Here is a 17755-nt window from a genome sequence, read left to right on the forward strand (position 1 = left end):
GGAAGGGAGAACGGCGGTTTCGCGCCGCAAATTCGGGTATATCCAAAGCTTAACGTACGCGGCCCCGGCCACCGCCGCCCCCGCCGCTGTTGCTGCCACCGCTGCTGCTCCCGCCCCCGCTGTTGCCGCCGCCATAAGAGGAGCGGGACGGTTGTTCATAGGAGCGCGTCGGCGCCGGCGACTCGTACACCCGCTCCCGGCGCGTGGGTTCGGCTTGCTGCGGTTGCTGACCACCGTACTCCACGTAGCGCTGACGCCGCTGCGGCTGGTACACCTGCCCCGGGTTTTCGGTCGGCTGCGTAGCCTGGCTCGGCTGATTGGCTTCGTTGAAACGGCCGCGCTGGTAGCGCGTTGGCTGCTCGGCCATTTCGCTGGCGTTCTGCTGGGGCTTCACCGTGCCCGCCGGGTACGACACGCCGGGGTTGGCCTCGGTTTCCTGGATGCGGTACAAGCGGCCGCGACCCGGCTCTTTCACCGGCTGATCGGCCATCACCTGCCCCGGTTGCGGTTGAGCCGGGCTTTCGGCTATGCGCCCGCGGCGGTAGCGGTCCGGACTGCCCACCGCGCCGTTGTCGGTAGTCATGCGCCCGCCGGTGGCCTCCGTCACGCGGGGCCGGCCGCCGCCGTTAGCAGCGCCTACCACTTCCACGCTGCGGTTGTTGCGGTGCCCCACGCGGTAATTCACCGCCCGGCTGCCGCCGCGGTACCCGTCCCAGTAGCCGCCGCTGTACACGCCGGAGTAGTAACCGTCCCAGTAACCGCGGTTGTAACCACCCCAGCCGTAGCCGCCGTAGCCCCAGGGCCGGCCGTAGTAGCCGCCGTACGGGCCCCACGGACCCCAGCCGCCCAGGCCCCACCCGATGCTGATGCTCACGCCGCCGTAGCTCGGGCCCCAGAAGGGGTCGTACCAGGGCGAGTAGCTGTAGCCATAGCCGTAGGGGCTATAAAAGAAGGGGTCGTTGTAAATGAAGGTCGGGCGGTACCAGTACGGGTCGACGTAGCTCAGGCTGTAGCCCATGCCCAAGCCGTTGTAGCGGCGGGTGCGGGCGTAGTAGCTGTAGTCGAAATCATCGTCGTAGTACTCATCCGAAGCGGTGCCGCGCGACTTGCTGCGGCCATCCTGGTAATCGGGGTTGGCCACGGCGTTGGGGTCATCGGTGGCGGCGTACTCGGCTGACTGATTGGCCGAAGCGACCGGCGCCACCTCGGTGGTGCGGTCCTTGGAGGAATAATACACGCCGTCGGGCTCGGTGGTGGTGAGCCCGCCGGTGGTGGCGCAGCCGCCCAGCGCAAGCAGGGCTATGGCCGGCAGTAAGTGGGTGGGAATATGTTTCATGGCTGGGTGCGCGAAGAAGGTACGGCCGCTGCTGATAGAACGAGTATTGGCCAGAGCTTGTTCAGCCTCACTTGGTTGGCTGCGAGCGGAATGCTCCGGTTTAATAACGTACTTTGGGGCCCGAACAGTGCCCGGGCAAGGCTAGGCAAATCCTGTACCAAGCTCGGGAACTTTTTCCTTTTTCCAAGAGACCCCACCATGAGCAAACTGTTGCCGAAGCGCAGCGAGGATTATTCCCTGTGGTACAACGAGTTAGTTAAGCGCGCCGGGCTGGCCGAAAATTCGGCCGTGCGCGGCTGCATGGTCATCAAGCCTTACGGCTACGCCATTTGGGAAAAGATGCAGCGGACGCTGGACGACATGTTCAAGCGCACCGGCCATCAGAATGCCTACTTCCCGCTCTTCGTGCCCAAAAGCCTGTTTGAAGCCGAAGAGAAAAACGCCGAAGGCTTCGCCAAGGAATGCGCCGTGGTGACGCACTACCGCCTGCAAACCGACCCCGACAAGCCGGGCAAGCTGCGTGTGGACCCCAACGCCAAGCTCGAAGAGGAGCTGGTGGTGCGCCCGACCTCCGAGGCCATTATCTGGAGCACCTACAAAGGCTGGATTCAGAGCTACCGCGACCTGCCGCTGCTCATCAACCAGTGGGCCAACGTGGTGCGCTGGGAAATGCGCACCCGCCTGTTCTTGCGCACCGCCGAGTTCCTGTGGCAGGAAGGCCACACCGCCCATGCCACCGAAACCGAAGCCCTGGCCGAAACCCGGCAGATGCTCGACGTGTACGCCGAGTTTGCCGAGGAGCACCTCGCCCTGCCCGTGGTGAAAGGCGTGAAGACCGAGAACGAGCGGTTTGCCGGCGCCGTCGAGACGTACTGCATCGAGGGTATGATGCAGGACGGCAAGGCCCTGCAGGCGGGCACCTCGCACTTCCTGGGCCAGAACTTCGCCAAAGCATTTGACGTGCAGTTCACCAACAAGGAAGGCCAGCTGGAGCACGTGTGGGGCACCTCGTGGGGCGTGAGTACCCGCCTGATGGGCGCCCTCGTCATGGCCCACTCCGACGACGAAGGCTTGGTGCTGCCGCCCAAGCTGGCCCCGATTCAGGTGGTCATCGTGCCGATTTACAAGACCGGACAGCTCGACGAGTTGCTGGAGCGCATCCGTCCCATTCAAATGGGCCTGATTCAGCGTGGCATTTCGGTAAAAATTGACGACCGCGACACCGAGCGTCCGGGCTTTAAGTTTGCCGAGTGGGAGCTGAAAGGCGTGCCCGTACGCCTCGCCATCGGCGCCCGCGACCTAGACAACGGCACCATCGAAGTGGCCCGCCGCGACACCAAGGAGAAGCTGAACCTGCCGCTGGCCGACATCGTGCAGAGCATCGACGAGCTGCTGCAGGACATCCAGAAAAACATCTACCGCAAGGCGCTGAACTTCCGCGAGTCGCACACCACCCGCGTAGACACCTACGAGGAGTTCAAGCAGGTGCTCGACGAGAAAGGTGGCTTCGTGGTGGCCCACTGGGACGGCACCGGCGAAACGGAGGAGCGCATCAAGGAGGAAACCAAAGCCACCATCCGCTGCATGGCCCTGAACGAGCCCGACGAGGACGGCGTCTGCATCCTGACGGGTAAGCCCTCGAAGCGCCGCGTGTACTTCGCCCGCGCTTACTAGGCCGGCCCGCGGCGACGCTTCCGGATTCCCGGATGTCGTGGCTCATCCCCTAACGCGCAACGCCCCGCTACCAGCACGGTAGCGGGGCGTTGCGCGTTAGGGAGTTATCGACTTATTGCGCGGCTTGGATGGCTTGAGCTAGCTCGTCGTCGGGGAGGTTGTCGAACCAGTCTTTAGGCAGTTCCAGGCGCACCGTTTGGGCGCCGCCGCTGGGCGTGCACACCACGGGCACGTTGCCCTCGTCGGTTTCGCTTTTCTCCACGGCCTGCTCGGTGGCCGTGCTTTCGACGGCGGCGTATGCCTGGGCGCAGGTCCAGGTGGTGTTGTGCTTGTCGGTTACTTCGCGTTGCTTCATCATGGCCGCTGATACGTAACCGGCGGCCGAAAGTCAGTCGGCGGAAGGGCTTACACTGCCAGCACCGGCGCTGTGGCCTGCGCCAGCCGCGCCACGCGCTGGGCCTGCTGCAGGTGCCGCTCCTGGTGGCGCACTACGAATTCCAGCGTTTCGCCGACACGCAGCTTCAGCAGGCGAAAAAACTCGACCGGCACGGCGCGGCGGTTCAGGTCGGTGGCGCGGGCAGCGGTGAGCAGGTAGAGCAACTCGGCTTGGTGCCCCAGAAACTCCGTGAGCACGGCGCGGCTGAGCTGACTGCCCGCCGGGTTCATGTGCTTGACGGTCTTGTGCTGCTGGCCGTTGTCGGGGCGCACGATGTCCAGGGACTTGCGGCCCAGCCAGCTGTAACGCACCTCATCCGCCGCGGAGCCTTGCTTGGCCAAGGCCTTGGCCAGGGCGGGGTGGTAGTAGCGACTGTAGCGGTTCAAGTGCTCCAGGCACTCCAGCACGCTCCAGCTGTCGGGGCGGGGTTTGAAGTTGAGTACCGCGTCGGGCAGCGGGGCCAGTTCGGTTTCGGTGGTGGCCTGCAGCCGGCGGACGGCGGCGTGCAGGGTTTGGAGAAAGGTAGCGGGTTGCATAGACTGTTTTCGGAAGTGGTTGGCTAACACCCCAAAGGTCGGTACCGCCTAGCCCGGCTTGCCTTGATTACGCTCAAGATTTTACGGCTCCTAAACGGCTCAGCGTCTCGGGCGTCATGCGCAGGTAGGCGGCAATATGGCGCTTGGGAATCAGCTGAAACAGGTGCGGGCTGCGCTTGAGCACCCGCTCCAGGCGCTGCTGCGGCTCGGGCAACAGCAAGTCAATCTGCCGCTCGATCAGGCCGAGCACCGCCCGCTCCATTTCCAGGCGCCAGAACCGGCCGAAATTGGCATTGTCTTCCACCAGCCGCATCCAGTCGGCGCGGCTGATAGCCAGCAGCTCGCACTGCTGCAGGGCTTGCACGCAGTACTCCGAAGGCTTGCCCGACAAAAACGAGGGCACGCTCGTCACCATGGTGCCGGGGTAGGCAAAACCAGTGTAGGCGTCTTCCTCGGGCAGCGGCATGTAGAGGCGCATGGTGCCCTTGAGCATGAAGTACAGGTGCGTCTCTACCTGCCCGACCTGACTCAGAAAGTCGCCGCGGCGCAGCGTGAGGCGGCGCTTCCACAGCGGCAGCATCTGGGCCACGTCGGTTTCGGTGAGCTGCGGAATCTTGCGCATCAGCTCGGCCAGCATCCGCAGGTCGGGGTTGGCCGCAGCGGGCTCGTCGATGTCGCGGAAAGTGGGCATGGCGAAACGCTTGGTTGCAGCCCGAAATGTAACGCGAATAGTGGCGCGAAGCGTTGCTGCGCGTGCCGTTGAGTCGCGCTTTTGAACGATTGACGCCCAGGCGTCGGCAACGACGCGCGCAGCAGCGCTGTGCGCTACAGCAAAGCGGCCGGCCCCGAGGAGGAGCCGGCCGCTGCCGTTGGTCGTAGCCGTTCAGGGGCCCGCCGGGCCAGTGTTACTTCTTGGTAATCACGAATTCCACCCGGCGGTTGAGCTTGCGGGTTTCTTCCTGGTCGTTCGGGGCAATGGGCTTGGTGTCGCCGAAGCCCTGGGCGCGGATGCGGGTGCCGGCAATGCCCTTGCTCACCAAGTACTTCTTCACCTCGTTCACGCGGTCGTTGCTGAGCTTCAGGTTCAGGGCCGGGTCGCCCTGGTTGTCGGTGTGGCCCTGCAGCTCGATTTCCACCTGCGGGTAGTTCTTCAAAATAGCTACCAGACGCTGCAGTTCGGGGTAGGAGTTTTCGCGCAGGAAGTATTTGCTTTGGGCAAAGAAGATGTTGTTCAGCTTGATCTTCTGGCCGACTTCGAAGGGAATCAGGTACAGGTCCTGGGTTTCCTCCGAGTACTTGTTGCGGTCCGTCACGTCCAGGTTCTGATCCTCCGAGAGGTAGCCGGTGGCGTCGGCACGGTAGCCGTAGTGGGCGCCGGTGGGCAACACGATGGTGTAGGTGCCGTCGGTGGCGTTGGTTTCCACCACCCCGATTTCCTCGCCGGTAATCAGGTTTTCGTAGCGCACGGTGGCGGCCACGGGCTTTTTGGTGGCGGCGTCGAGCACGCGGCCGCGCACCAGGGCCACGGCTTCGGGCTTGTTGTTGGAAGAGAGGCTGATGCGGAAAATGTCGCGCGAGCCGTCGGTGCCGTTGCGGTCCGACACCAGGTAAGCATCCTCACCCGAGGCCGACAGCGAGAAGTAGGCGTCCATGGCCGGGGAGTTGATGGCCGGGCCCAGGTTGCGCGGCTTGGTCCAGTTGGTCCAGGTGTCGTCGAGGCGCTTGGCGTAGAAAATGTCGCCCTTGCCGTAGCCGGCGAGGCCCTCGGAGGCAAAGTACAGCGTCTTGCCGTCGGGGGCCAGGAAGGGGGCAAACTCGGCGGCCTTGGTGTTGATGTTGGCGCCCAAATTCACGGGGCGCGAGAACGAACCATCAGCCTGGCGCATGCTCACGTAGAGGTCCTGCTGGCCCTTACTGTCGCGGCGGTCCACGGCCATTAGCAGCTGCTTGCCCGAGGTGCTCAGGAAGAAGTCGACGTTGTCCGGGTCGTCGTTGTAGAAGTCCTGGATGTTAATTTTTTCCGGCTGCGTCCAGCCCGTGGCCTTGCGCCGGGTGATGCTGGCGCCCTTGGGGTCGAGCGAGCCGTCGGGATTGTACACGTTGATGAGCACCGCCGAGGAGCCGTCGGCCGACACGGAGGCGAGGCCGTTGGGCCCGGGGGAGTTGATGGGCGAGCCGGCGTTTTTGGCTTGGCCCCAGGTCTTGGCCTTGGGGTTGGTCAGCGTGGAGTACCACACGTCCTGCCCGTCCTTGGCGCCGCCTACGTTCTGCGGCGAGCCTTGCCGGGCGAAGAACAACGTGCGGCCGTCCGGGGCAATGATGGGGCGCACCTCGGTGTACTTGGTGTTCACGTTCGGCCCCAGGTTCACCATGGCCGAGTCGAAGGAAATGCTCTCGGTGGGCGCCTGCTTGAAGTCCTTCTTCACCATCACGTCGGTCACGTCGGCCACGCCGATGGCGTCGATCTGGTTGACGCCGTTGACCTTGGCCGTGTTCATCGTCACCACCACGCCGATGGTGCGGTAGGTGCCGGCGGCGAAGGTGACCTGCAGGGTGCGAAACAGCTCGGGCAAGGGGCCGGGACTGGGGTTTTCGTACACCTGGTGCCGCTCGCCGCGGGTGTCCACCAGCTCGATGCGGATGATGGAGCCGGGGTTAAAGTTTTCGACGACGGTGACTTGCTTGGCCACCACCGACCTGGCGAACTTGACCTCGATAAATTCCTTGGGGCCTTCCTTTTTCGGAATCCAGGCTTCGTTGCTGATCTGGCCCAGCGGCAGAGCATTGGGCTCACCGAGTACTTTCTCGGGCGAAAACGGCTCCTTGCCTTCGGCTTTCTGGGAGGATACTTCCACCACTTTGGCGGCCCATACCGCGTGCTGAGCCTGAGCCCCCACGCTACACCCCACAATCAACCCCAACGACAAAACGAGAGAACGTACGCGCATACGAAAGACGGGCAAAAACGGTGGACTGTGCCCCGGCAGTGGTAAGCCGCCGCTACGGGCGGCAGCATGGTTGAGTTCAGGAAAGACGGCTACCGGCAGTGTATAGTTTCGGTCGGCGGCAAATGCGGCTTCAAAAATACACATCCGTCCCGGGGTGCGCCACCACACAATAATGTGCCTACGCTGCGCCCGCGGTTGCGGGCCGCCGCTGAAAATAGTAGTTTACGACGTATTTGCCACCCGCTCCGCCGCCCGCTATGCGTCGTTTTGTCTGCCGCCTGGGAGTAGCCGTCGGCGTCAGCGGGGCCGGCCTGCTGGCCGCGCCGGCCGCCCGGGCGCAGCTGGTGCCCGACGGCGTGACCGACCCTGCGCTGGTGCAACTCACTCCGGCTGACACGCTTGTGGGCATGCGCCTGCACGCCCGGCGCATCGGCGTGAGTACCTACACCCAGCAGAGCGAGGCCTACGGCCGCTGGCACCTGGGCAAGCGCCACACCCTGCTCTACCGGGCCCGCACCGATTGGGTGCTCGACTCGCGGGGCCGCCCCCCTTTCGTGCGAGAAGACTACCGGGCCGACGCCCTGCACCTCGTCGGCGTGGGGCGGCGCTGGCAAGTGGGCCAGCAGGTGATTTACGACTACAGCCACGCCAACAACATCCGCACCGTGACGTGGCTGGGCCGGGCCGGCGGGCAGTGGCGCCTGCGCCCCCACTCCGCGCCCGACTCGCTGTCGGCGCTGCGGCTGGCCCTGCTCGGTGGCCTGACCCACGACATGCGCAACGGCCGGCAGGACCTGGGCCCGACTTACGGCGCCGAGCTGACCGCCGTGGTGCGCCCCCTGGCCGCCTGGCCCGAGCCGGTGGCCGTGCGCTTGGTAGCCCTGCAGAGCCAGCTGGGCCCGCGCCGCTGGCAGCGCGCCCTAGCCGATGCCCTCTACCAGCGCGCCCTCGACGACAACAGCCTCGCGCTGCTGCGCCTGGGCTACCGCAACACCCGCACCGAGGACTACCTGCCCGCCAACGTGCAGCGCATTCAGAGCGACACCCTGGCCGCGCAGGTGCAGTGGACCTACCAGTTGCCCGGGCAGGCCACCTTCCGCTCCGACAACTCCGTGCTGCTGCCCGCCCGCGCCTTCCGCTACCGCCGCCTGGTCCCGCTGGCCGACACGGTGCAGAACCTGGGCTACCGCCAGCACGAGTACGATACCCGGCAGGAGCTGCTGCTCACGCGGCGCAAGCTGCAGGCCCGCATTCAGTTCGGCTACCACGAGCGGGTGCGCGGCTACTACCTCGACAACAACCGCCTACTCACGGCCAGCCGATTCTTCGCCGCCGAGCAACGCGAGAAAATCAAGGACATCAGCGAAAAGACCACCCAGTGGGAAGCCGAGCTGACCTGGCTGCTGCGTCCGCGCCACGCCCTCACGGCCGGCGGCAACGCCCAGCTGCTGCGCGTGGATACACCCAGCTCCGACAACTACCAGGACCGCGACGAGGCCAGTCACCAGCTGCGCCTGCGCTTGGTGTCGCGCTGGCACCCTACCTTCCGCACCTCGCTGGGCCTGTGGGGCGAGTACCGCCAGCTCATTTTCATCAAAGCCCAGCAGAGCGCCGAAAACTACTCCGACCGCCTGCTGCACTGGGAGCCGGGCTTCGCCTGGGCGCCGGGCACTTTCAGCTGGCGCGGCTCTTACCACCTCTGGGTGAGCTACCAGGTGCGCGACCGGGCTTCGGAGCAGGCCCGCAACCGCGCCAGCCGGGTGCTGGAGCTGGAGCAGCACCTGCAGTGGGAGCTGCGCCCGCAGTGGCTGCTCACGCTCGACTACCAACGCCGCGAAAACCGCATCGGGCAGCTGAACTGGCAGACTTTCAAGGAAAGCCCGCTCGACACCACCATCCTGCACGATTTGAGCTTGGGCCTGCGCCGGGGCTGGCGCGGCGTGCGCGGCCAGAGCAGCCTGCGCGCCGGCTACCGCTTCCTCGAACAGCGCAGCCACCAGCGCGCCGCCCTGCTGCCCGAGGACGCCGGTGCCGCCAGCCTCATCTACCTGCGCACCCTCACGCGCCAGCAGGGGCCCGAACTGAGCTTCGAACGCCGCGCCGGCGCCTTCGTGCTGACTTCCTCGCTGTGGCTGCAGCAGCTGCAGAACCTCTACCGCTACCTGCCCGGCCAGGGTACTTACACGGGCGGCAGCTCCTACACCACCGAGGAGCTGGCCCGGCGCTCCTCCCGCCTGTTACCCTACTTCGAGGTGCTGCTGGAGTGGCAGCTGCGGGGCCGGGCGCGCTGGGGCCGCTAGCCGCCCGCGCTGCTGGCGCCCGCATTATCTTAGCCGCCTGCGTTGCCTCTTATCCGGTTTCCTACCCATCATTGATTTTGCCCGGCGTTTACTCTCCTCGCCGTGTTTTACTGGTGATGCGCCCCCGCTGACCGGGCTCAGGTGCCCGCTTGGCAGCTGCGCCTGGCCGCTCCGGCTCTTCTCACTCCAACGTGCGCGCCTCAACCACCGACGCCAACGGCGACGTGTACCTGGCCGGCTCGTTTGCCGATACCATCACCCTGGTTACCACGGCCATAACCAGCACCACGCCTACCCAAAGCGACGCCTTCGTGGCCAAGTGAAGCAGCGCAACGAACAGCTCCGACTGGGTGCAGCAGGCCGGCGGCCCCGGCAACCACTGGGCCGAGGCCGTGACTGTGAGCGGCTCGAACGCGTACCTGGCGTATATGTACGATGCGCCGTACGCCTCGGTGGACACCGTGACGCTGCCCAGCGCCGGCGGCTACGACACGTTTGTGGCCAAGCTCACCGACGCGGGCAGCAGCGCCGCCTGGACCTGGACCCAAACCTGCGGCGGCCCAGCGCCTGTTGGTGCTGCCCTAAGGCCCCAGCACGCTTTTTATTACGGGCAACCGTCTGCCGCTGCTTGCCAACGACCACGGCCCGCTTTCCGGCATCGGAAAGCGGGCCGTGGTGCGTCTAGCGTAGGCCCGGCAGCTCGAAACGGCCCGGCACCGGCAGCGCGGGTGGTTGTTAGTGTTGCCCGGCAGCTTTGCCCGCGGGTGCGGGGCGCTTGGCGGTAGCGCGCACGTAGCGCAACAGCTTGGTGCGCTGGGTTTGGTCGATGTCGGGAGCCTGCACGGGCTTGCCCACGGTGTCGAGCAGGAAGGAGAAGTCGTGGCCGCCGAGCTGGGCCACGCCGTGGCAGCCCTGGCAACCGCCCACCGAAAGCAGCTTGCCCTGCGACAGGGTATTCGGGCCGAAGTTGTGCGGGGTACCAATGCCGCTGCCGTGAAAGTCAGCCAGCGTCTTATCTGACTCCACCACGAAGTTGGCCAGGAAGAAGTTGGCGGCCGTAGAGTCGGCCGTGGGCGTGCCCTGCACGCCCACGAGCCGGTAGTTCAGCCACACCGATTGCGGATTCAGCCCGCGCAGCTTGCGGTGCGCGGCGGCAGTGGCTTGCTCGGTTAGGGGCAGAATGGGCTTGGTGCGCGGGGGCTGCGCGCTGCCCGGTATTTCCTGGCCCTTGTTGTTGAGCAGCACGTAGCGGTAGCCCTGGTTTTTTTGCCGCACGCTGTTGTGCTCGAAGGTGGCAAACACAAACTCCGGGTAGTTGGCGGTTTTGTGGATGATGTGCAGCCCGACGAGGGCAAACACCGCGTTGTCGTAGTAAGTGGTGCCGTTTTGCTGGCGGTAGTAGAGCACCTTGCGGGTGAAATAGGCGCTGGAGTCGTCCTGGGCCGTGAGCTGGCGCCAAGCCGATTTGACTTCCATGGCGCCGGTGTAGGTGCCGCCGCCGGGGTTGGGCGTGTTGCCGCAGGGCAGGCAAATCACGCCGGGCGGACAGTCGCAGGCGCCTTTGCCCCGGCCGCCGGGGTAATAGGCGGTGTCGGTCTGGATGTTCTTGGCGGTGGCCTGCCCGGCCTGCAGCAGTTGGGCGCTGGTGCCGTAGTTGGCCTTGATATAGTCGTACTCGTCGCGGTTCACCTTGGCCTGGTAAAGCACCATTTGCCGGTTGCTGGCGGGCTGCCCGTTCATCGAGTCGGCGTGGGCATACAGGTCGCAAGAGCCGATTTCGTTGTTTTCGTCGATGTTGTCGAACAAGGTGAAGCTGGCCGACGAGCCGGGGTACGGCAGGATGGTCTTGCCGAAGCTATAGTGCGGGGCTTGGTCGAAGGGTAGCATGGGGCCGTGGGCCGGGCGCAACTCGGTGCGGTGAGCGTAGGTTTCCCACACCGCCAGCGGCGGGTAGGCCCCGGCGCTGGCAAACGTCCAGGTAGTATCGGGCGAGTCGCGCAGGCCGTTTTTCGGGTACGAGGCCTGCCAGTTCAGGGCGAAGAACTCGGCCCAGGCAAACTCGGCCAGCAGCTTGGGGTCGGAGCCGGGCGCCAGGTCCTTGGGCGGGTGCGGCGCAATCTGGATGTTGAAACTGTCGGCCGGGGCGCCCGTTCCGAGCGCGGCCGTATCGGCGGTGCCCTTGTGGGCGCCCGAGTCGCAGCTGGCCAGCAGCGCCCCGGCCAGCGCCAGGAGGTAGAAGTGTTTCATGGGTGGTTCGGGAGAGGATTGGTTGAGGATGCGGGAGATAGGCCCGCCAGTCGGCACTCGGCACGACGCACTGCCTACTTGCCCGTTTTGGCGGGGCGTAGTTGGCGCAGCAGCTTCAGCTGGGCCGGCGAGACGGGCCGCGCCCGCGTGGCCACCGACCAGAGAAAGTCGGTTTTGAGGTTGCCGGTGAAGAAAGCCGGGTCGCCGGGGTCGATGTAGCCGCTGCTGGTGTACTGCCCCAGGGGCCAGGCGGCCAAGCGGTGGCAGCTCATGCAGTTCGAAAACACCCCGTACCACTGCGTCGAGTCTTTGCTGCCCGCGCCGTTGGCCACTTTGCCGGTCAGGTTGGTTTCGAGGTAGGGATTGAACACGATGAGCGGCTGCCCGCCGGTGCGCGTACCGGCCGGGGCCACCATGTAGTAGGCAGCCAGCATGTTGTAGTGGTTCCAGGGCGCGGGCAGGCTCTTGGGCCGGTCATTGCCGAACACGGCGTCGTGGCCGTTGGGGCTCCACCAGAAGGTTTGCCAGGTCCAGTTGCTGATTTCCTTGCCCGTCACGTGCATGCCCGTGAGCAGGGCGTAGTTGCCGGTCTTCACTAGCTGCTTGATGGCCGTGGTGTCGCCCAAGTTGCCGCGCCCGATTTCGTCGCCCGACTCCTCGGCAAACTTGCTGTAGTTAGCAGCCTCCGCGGCGGTAATCTTGATGCTGTAAAAGTCTTTGAGCGACACCACCGGCCAGTCGCGGGGCGGCTCGCCGTTGCAGCTCATGCGGGCGGTGGTGCCGGGCCGGAGGCGGCCGGTGGGGTCCACCACCACGCACTGCCGCCAGGTGTGCGGCTCGGGATTGTCGAGGTCGGTGGTGGCGCCGGGCGCGATGCCGGCCCAGTACGGCACCACCGAGGCCGAGTCACCGCGGATAAACTGGAATACCGGCTTGAGGGCAAACGAGGCCTGGTCGACGCTGTCCTTGGACGTGAGCAGGCCGCGTTGGGCCAGCGGGGCGCCGCTGCGCACCACGGCCCGGTACTTCCGGCCCAGCACCGCCGAATCGTAGAGGCGGTTGGTCCAGATGAAGTTGGCCAAGCTGGGCGAGTAACGGTTGAAGCTGATTGGCATTTCGGCCGGGTCGCTCGGAACGCCGCGCTGTTTCACCACCGAAGCGTGAAAAAACTGCACCGGCGAGTTGAAGTCGTGCACCACGGTGCGGGTGCTCGTCACCCGCTCGAACAGTTCGTGGCCCGAATACCACGTTTCCCACACCGGCAGGCTGTCGGGCGTGAGCGTGTTGATGGACTGCCAAATGTCCCAGGCGTGGGCCCGGATGGCGGGCATGTCTTGCTGGTGCACCCAGCGGTTCACGGTGGCCGCATCGGCCGGGAAGCTGCCCACCGGTGGCGCGGCGTAGGCCCCGCCCGGGTCGGGCGGCCCAAGACGGCCGGGCTGGTCGGTGGCGGAGTGGTCGGCGGAGCAGGCTCCGAGCAGGCCCAGCAGGCCCGCAAGCGCGGCGAAGTGCTTCATGGCTACGAACGGGATAAGCAGGTACTTATCAGCCGGTCGGCCAGCCGCGCAGTCCCTGACGGTCGGACTGCCCTGGCTCAAAGCCCCCGGATAAATACCGATGGGCGGCAAGTAAGTACGGTGGTGCGCGCAATATTCAGGTATATATACCTCTATCTATTTAAAATAATCATCCTACGTTTCGGGGTTAAATGCCAATAAAAAACACCCTGCTCGCCGGTTTCGGCAAGCAGGGTGTTGGCCTGATCAGGGCAGCTGCTGCGACTACGGCTGCAGCGTGAACGTGCGCGTAACCGTGTTGAACGGCCCGGGCACCGGCTTGCCGTCCAAGTCAATGAGCTCCAGCTTGATGGTGTTTTCGCCCATGGGCAAACCTTCCATCATGTAGGGCGCCCACTGATCCAGCAAAAACTCGGTGCCGTTGATGGTGGCGCGCACCTTGTTGCCCTCCGGCGCCAGCGTGGTGTTGACGAGGTAAAAATCCAGCATCACGCTCTTGGCGTCGTTGCCGGCATACACGTCCTTGGGCCGGCTGTAGAAGAGGTGCGGGGCCTTCACGTCGAAGCTCATGGGCGCGGCGGCCTTGCCCACGGTGACAACACGCAAATCGTAAGCCGAGCGGTGCTTCAGGCTTTCGTGGTAGGAGCGCGAGAGAAACGAGAGCACCACGTGCTGCCCGTCGGGAATGTCCTTGGTGAATTCGGTGGTGTAGTGCGCCGTGTAAGGCTGGTTGTCCACGATGTTGTGGATGTGCTGGCCCTTGGCCGAGTTGGCCATGTGCGCGGCGTGCTCCCCTTCCGTCATCTTGGTGAGCTGGAAGTTGGTCAGGTCGTAGTCGAAGGCCACGGCGCCGCTGGGCACGGTGGAGCCGGCAGCGGGCGTGTTGAGCCGCAGACCGGCGGCGGCAAACTTGGGCGAGTCGGTGAACGGGGTGAGCTTGATGCCGTTCTTTTCCTGGGTGGCGGCCGTGTTGGTGACGGTTTCGCTGGTGGCCACGGCGGCCGAGGATTGTTGCTTGGAAGCGTCGCAGGCCGCGAGGCCGAGGGCAGCTAGCCCGAGCAGGTACAGGGATTTGGTCATTGCAAAAAGTAGAGGATGAAAGCCGGTGGAAAACCGCCTACGTGAACGGCCCCAAGGCGGTTGATTTCGAAAATGGCAAGGATAAATTGAGTATCTTGCCGAACTGTAAAAAGACGTTCCCCAAACGAAATTCCCACTCGCTATGAGCGAAAAACTGTTGGAGGAAATCCCCTCGCTGGACCTGGCGGATTTCCGCTCCGGTGACCCGGAGCGCAAAGCGAAATTTGTGCAGCAGCTCGGCGAAGCCTACCAGAACATCGGCTTCATTGCCCTCAAGAACCACGGCCTCAACGACGAGCAGACCCAAAAGCTGTACTCGGACGTGAAAGCCTTCTTCTCGCTGCCCGACGACGTGAAGCAGCAATACGAAAAACCGGAGCTGGCGGGCCAGCGCGGCTACGTGAGCAAGGGCAAGGAGCACGCCAAGGGCCGCAACACCGGCGACCTGAAGGAGTTCTACCACGTGGGCCAGGAGGTCGACGACCCGAACGACCCCATCGGCAAGGAGTACCCCGACAACATCTGGCCGAAAGAGGTCGAGAGCTTCGCCAACACCTCGCTGACGACCTACAAGACGCTGGAAGCGGCCGGCAAGGACGTGCTGCGCGCCATTGCCCTGTACCTGAACCTGCCCGAGAACTACTTCGACGACAAGGTACGCAACGGCAACAGCATCCTGCGCCCCATCCACTACTACCCCATCGAAAACCCCGATGAGGTGCCGGCCGATGCCGTGCGCGCCGCCGAACACGGCGACATCAACCTCATCACCCTGCTGATGGGTGCCTCGGCCGACGGCCTGCAGGTGAAGCGCCGCGACGGGAAGTGGATTCCCATCACCGCCCTGCCCGACCAGATTGTGGTGAACGTGGGCGACATGCTGCAGCGCCTCACCAACGGCGTGCTCAAGAGTACCATTCACCGCGTGGTGAACCCGCCCCGCGAGAAAATGAACTCCTCGCGCTACAGCATCCCCTTCTTCATGCACCCGCGCTCCGAAATGAGCCTGGCTGCTCTGGAAAGCTGCGTGACGCCCGACAATCCCAAGCAGCAGGAGGACATCACCGCCGGCGAGTTCCTCAACGAGCGGCTCATCGAGTTGGGCCTGAAAAAAGGTAAATCGACGATGTAATGGCCGCCGGCCCGGCCGCCTTCCGGCTCCGCCGCCCGCCCCTGCCAGTACGTAGTGCCACGCCCCGCCGGCGTGGCACTACTCGTTTATGGCCCCGGCAGCGCCAGCGGCCGTTGCGCCGGTAAGGGTAAAGTAAACGGCGCGGTGGTCCGACTACCAGCTGCAAAGCACCGCCGGCGGAATACGCCCGCCAGTTGGCCGTTCGGGCCGGATTGTGCTTCTTTACCTTTACCACCCTCCCGCTCCCGCCCGTGCAGCCCCCCGAACCGGCCGATGTAAAGCTGGCGCCGCCGCCCCGCCGGCTGCGCACCAAGCGCGTGCGCGGCATCATTTTCCTCAAGGACGTGGCCCTGCTCGGCTGCACGGCCTTCGGCGGCCCGCAGGCGCACACGGCCATGATGTTTCGCCTCTTGGTGGACAAGCGGCGCTACCTTTCCTCGGCCGAATTGCTGGAGCTGATGGCCCTATGCCAGGTGCTGCCTGGTCCGGGCTCCACCCAGACCATTACCGCCATCGGTTTTCGCCTGGGCGGGCCCAACCTGGCTTACCTCACCCTGCTCGTCTGGATCTTGCCCTCGGTGCTGCTGATGACGGCCGCCGCGCTCAGCCTCAACTACCTCGACAAAGACCAAGTGGCCCGGCTGGTGCGCTACGTGCAGCCGGTGGCGGTGGGCTTTGTGGCGTACTCGGCCTACAAGATTGCCGAGAAGGTCATCCACACCAAGACCTCCGTGGCCTTGCTGGTGGCGGCCGCCTTGGTGGCTTACTTTTTTCAGCTGCCCTGGGTGCTGCCGCTGCTGCTGGTGGGCGGCGGGCTGGTCACCACGTTCCGCTACCGCAAAATGCCGCAGATCAAGCAGAAAGAACCGCTGCGGGTGGAGTGGTCAAACTTCGTGCTCTGGCTCGGCGTGTTCGTGGTGGCGGCGTTGCTGGGCCACTATACCCGCGAGCTGCCCGTGCGCCTCTTCGAGAACTTCTACCGCAACGGCTCCCTGGTGTTCGGGGGCGGGCAGGTGCTGGCCCCGCTGCTCTACGCCGAATTTGTGGAGTTCAAGGAGTACCTGACGGGCCCCGAGTTCCTGTCCGGCTACGGCCTGACGCAAGCCTTGCCGGGGCCCAACTTTTCCATTGCCGCCTACATCGGCGCCCTGGCCATGCGCCAGTACGGCACCAGCGGGCAGCTCATCGGGGCCGTGGTGGGCGCGGTGGGCATCTTCATGCCCGGCACGCTGCTCATCTTCTTCCTGATCCGTTTCTGGGACCAGCTCAAGCAGTACCGGGTGGTGCGCTCCTCCCTGGAAGGCATCAACGCCGTGTCCGCGGGCTTGGTGGTGGCCGCGACTTTTCTGCTCTACCACCCCCTGCCCGACGGCCCCGTCTGGCACATGCCCGGCCGCTACGGCGTCGATTTACCGCTGAATCCCATCCTCGTCGGGGCCACGTTCCTAGTGCTGCTCTGGGACCGACTGCCCTCCTACGTGCTGGTGCTCGGCGCCTTGCTCTTCGGGGCCTTGCTTCCCTAAGCGCTGCCCAGAGCAAGCCACCAAAAAAGCCCGGCACCTTGCGGTACCGGGCGTTTGCTCATGGTCGTGGTGCCGACTACCCTTCCAGAATCTGCTGCTCGGGCAGGTTCAGCAGGTAGTCGCCGTAGCCACTCTTGCGCAGGGGCTCAGCAATCTGGCGCAGCTGCTCGGCCGTGATGAAGCCCTGGCGGTAGGCCGCTTCCTCGATGGAACCCACCTTCAGCCCTTGGCGCTGCTCGATGACGCGCACAAACTCGCCGGCCTGCATCAGGCTTTCGAAGGTGCCGGTATCCAGCCAGGCAGTGCCGCGGCCGAGGATGCCCACTTTCAGCTTGCCGCGGCGCAGGTACTCCTGGTTCACGTCGGTGATTTCGTATTCGCCGCGGGCCGAGGGCTTCAGGTCACGGGCAATCTGCACCACCTCGTTGTCGTAGAAGTAGAGGCCGGGCACGGCGTAGTTGCTTTTGGGCTGCTTGGGCTTCTCCTCGATGCTCAGCGCCTGCCGGTTTTCGTCGAACTCCACCACGCCGTAGCGCTCCGGGTCGTGCACGTGGTAGGCGTACACCACGCCGCCGTCCGGGTCGCTGTTGCTCTTGAGCAGCTCCTCCATGCCGGCACCGTAGAAGATGTTGTCGCCGAGCACCAGGGCCACTTTGTCGTCGCCGATGAAGTCGGCGCCGAGCACGAAGGCCTGGGCCAGGCCGTTGGGCACTTCCTGCACCACGTACTCGAAGCGGCAGCCGAGGCTCTGCCCGTCGCCGAGCAGCTTCTTGAACTGCGGCTGGTCGTGCGGGGTGGTGATGATGAGAATTTCGCGGATGCCCGCCATCATCAGAATCGACAGCGGATAATAAATCATCGGCTTGTCGTACACCGGCATGAGCTGCTTGCTGACGGCCAGCGTGAGCGGGTGCAAGCGGGTGCCGGAGCCGCCGGCGAGGATGATGCCTTTCATGGGGAAAGAATTATGAATTGCTGCTGCAAAAGAACGTCAGGGCGAGCGAAGCTGAGACATCTCGCGTGTTA

The 17755-nt window shown here is 64.9% G+C and carries 14 protein-coding genes; 5 read left to right on the plus strand and 9 right to left on the minus strand.

The genetic code is table 11. From position 1 onward, the window contains the following. Nucleotides 1-49: 49 nt before the first annotated feature. Nucleotides 50-1336 (minus strand): hypothetical protein, encoded by a 1287-nt coding sequence (locus LJ737_RS01770; protein ID WP_227762452.1) that lies wholly within the window; start codon nucleotides 1334-1336, stop codon nucleotides 50-52. A 198-nt stretch (nucleotides 1337-1534) separates the two neighbouring features. Between LJ737_RS01770 and proS the strand changes: the two genes are divergently transcribed. Then, nucleotides 1535-3010, plus strand: a complete 1476-nt coding sequence (gene proS, locus LJ737_RS01775) for a proline--tRNA ligase (RefSeq protein ID WP_227762454.1) — start codon at nucleotides 1535-1537, stop codon at nucleotides 3008-3010. A gap of 112 nt (nucleotides 3011-3122) precedes the next feature. On the opposite strand, the gene LJ737_RS01780 is transcribed toward proS, so the two are convergent. The 4 genes from LJ737_RS01780 to LJ737_RS01795 form a co-directional block, all read right to left on the minus strand. Continuing rightward, nucleotides 3123-3368: a hypothetical protein gene (locus tag LJ737_RS01780; RefSeq protein ID WP_227762456.1), complete on the minus strand. Its 246-nt coding sequence runs from the start codon at nucleotides 3366-3368 to the stop codon at nucleotides 3123-3125. A 47-nt stretch (nucleotides 3369-3415) separates the two neighbouring features. After that, nucleotides 3416-3982, minus strand: a complete 567-nt coding sequence (locus LJ737_RS01785; RefSeq protein WP_227762459.1) for a DinB family protein — start codon at nucleotides 3980-3982, stop codon at nucleotides 3416-3418. A gap of 73 nt (nucleotides 3983-4055) precedes the next feature. Beyond that, nucleotides 4056-4673 carry a Crp/Fnr family transcriptional regulator gene (locus tag LJ737_RS01790; protein WP_227762461.1) on the minus strand — a complete coding sequence of 206 codons (618 nt, stop codon included), beginning with the start codon at nucleotides 4671-4673 and terminating at the stop codon, nucleotides 4056-4058. A gap of 214 nt (nucleotides 4674-4887) precedes the next feature. Beyond that, nucleotides 4888-6930 (minus strand): OmpA family protein, encoded by a 2043-nt coding sequence (locus LJ737_RS01795; protein ID WP_227762464.1) that lies wholly within the window; start codon nucleotides 6928-6930, stop codon nucleotides 4888-4890. 257 nt (nucleotides 6931-7187) lie between these two features. On the opposite strand from LJ737_RS01795, the gene LJ737_RS01800 reads away from it, so the two are divergent. Together LJ737_RS01800 and LJ737_RS26835 are read left to right on the plus strand one after the other, a co-directional pair. Continuing rightward, nucleotides 7188-9230, plus strand: coding sequence for a TonB-dependent receptor (locus LJ737_RS01800; protein ID WP_227762470.1), 2043 nt, complete (start codon nucleotides 7188-7190; stop codon nucleotides 9228-9230). Nucleotides 9231-9421: 191 nt separating this feature from the next. Continuing rightward, nucleotides 9422-9553, plus strand: a complete 132-nt coding sequence (locus LJ737_RS26835; protein ID WP_262907788.1) for a hypothetical protein — start codon at nucleotides 9422-9424, stop codon at nucleotides 9551-9553. A gap of 412 nt (nucleotides 9554-9965) precedes the next feature. Here LJ737_RS26835 and LJ737_RS26840 read toward each other — a convergent pair whose 3' ends face one another. The 3 genes from LJ737_RS26840 to LJ737_RS01815 all read right to left on the minus strand — a co-directional run bounded on the left by LJ737_RS26840 (nucleotide 9966) and on the right by LJ737_RS01815 (nucleotide 14074). Next, complete coding sequence (locus LJ737_RS26840; RefSeq protein ID WP_262907789.1) at nucleotides 9966-11477, minus strand: hypothetical protein; 1512 nt, start codon at nucleotides 11475-11477, stop codon at nucleotides 9966-9968. A gap of 74 nt (nucleotides 11478-11551) precedes the next feature. Then, a complete protein-coding gene (locus LJ737_RS01810; protein ID WP_227762471.1) occupies nucleotides 11552-12994 on the minus strand; it encodes a hypothetical protein in 1443 nt (480 codons plus the stop codon). 264 nt (nucleotides 12995-13258) lie between these two features. Further along, a complete protein-coding gene (locus LJ737_RS01815) occupies nucleotides 13259-14074 on the minus strand; it encodes a hypothetical protein (protein ID WP_227762474.1) in 816 nt (271 codons plus the stop codon). 142 nt (nucleotides 14075-14216) lie between these two features. Here LJ737_RS01815 and LJ737_RS01820 point away from each other — a divergent pair, with 142 nt between their 5' ends. Both LJ737_RS01820 and chrA read left to right on the plus strand, forming a co-directional pair. Beyond that, nucleotides 14217-15206 carry an isopenicillin N synthase family dioxygenase gene (locus tag LJ737_RS01820; protein ID WP_227762476.1) on the plus strand — a complete coding sequence of 330 codons (990 nt, stop codon included), beginning with the start codon at nucleotides 14217-14219 and terminating at the stop codon, nucleotides 15204-15206. Between the two features lie 251 nt (nucleotides 15207-15457). Next, nucleotides 15458-16729, plus strand: a complete 1272-nt coding sequence (chrA, locus tag LJ737_RS01825) for a chromate efflux transporter (protein WP_227762480.1) — start codon at nucleotides 15458-15460, stop codon at nucleotides 16727-16729. A 76-nt stretch (nucleotides 16730-16805) separates the two neighbouring features. Here chrA and rfbA read toward each other — a convergent pair whose 3' ends face one another. Beyond that, nucleotides 16806-17684: a glucose-1-phosphate thymidylyltransferase RfbA gene (gene rfbA, locus LJ737_RS01830; RefSeq protein ID WP_227762486.1), complete on the minus strand. Its 879-nt coding sequence runs from the start codon at nucleotides 17682-17684 to the stop codon at nucleotides 16806-16808. Nucleotides 17685-17755: the final 71 nt, after the last annotated feature.

The organism is Hymenobacter sp. 15J16-1T3B, from assembly GCF_020711235.1.
GTDB lineage: Bacteria > Bacteroidota > Bacteroidia > Cytophagales > Hymenobacteraceae > Solirubrum.

Bases quoted from the DNA above. Each gene is read 5' to 3' on its own strand.
- LJ737_RS01770 (WP_227762452.1), bottom strand. From the start codon at position 1,336: ATGAAACATATTCCCACCCACTTACTGCCGGCCATAGCCCTGCTTGCG.
- proS (WP_227762454.1), top strand. From the start codon at position 1,535: ATGAGCAAACTGTTGCCGAAGCGCAGCGAGGATTATTCCCTGTGGTAC.
- LJ737_RS01780 (WP_227762456.1), bottom strand. From the start codon at position 3,368: ATGATGAAGCAACGCGAAGTAACCGACAAGCACAACACCACCTGGACC.
- LJ737_RS01785 (WP_227762459.1), bottom strand. From the start codon at position 3,982: ATGCAACCCGCTACCTTTCTCCAAACCCTGCACGCCGCCGTCCGCCGG.
- LJ737_RS01790 (WP_227762461.1), bottom strand. From the start codon at position 4,673: ATGCCCACTTTCCGCGACATCGACGAGCCCGCTGCGGCCAACCCCGAC.
- LJ737_RS01795 (WP_227762464.1), bottom strand. From the start codon at position 6,930: ATGCGCGTACGTTCTCTCGTTTTGTCGTTGGGGTTGATTGTGGGGTGT.
- LJ737_RS01800 (WP_227762470.1), top strand. From the start codon at position 7,188: ATGCGTCGTTTTGTCTGCCGCCTGGGAGTAGCCGTCGGCGTCAGCGGG.
- LJ737_RS26840 (WP_262907789.1), bottom strand. From the start codon at position 11,477: ATGAAACACTTCTACCTCCTGGCGCTGGCCGGGGCGCTGCTGGCCAGC.
- LJ737_RS01810 (WP_227762471.1), bottom strand. From the start codon at position 12,994: ATGAAGCACTTCGCCGCGCTTGCGGGCCTGCTGGGCCTGCTCGGAGCC.
- LJ737_RS01815 (WP_227762474.1), bottom strand. From the start codon at position 14,074: ATGACCAAATCCCTGTACCTGCTCGGGCTAGCTGCCCTCGGCCTCGCG.
- LJ737_RS01820 (WP_227762476.1), top strand. From the start codon at position 14,217: ATGAGCGAAAAACTGTTGGAGGAAATCCCCTCGCTGGACCTGGCGGAT.
- rfbA (WP_227762486.1), bottom strand. From the start codon at position 17,684: ATGAAAGGCATCATCCTCGCCGGCGGCTCCGGCACCCGCTTGCACCCG.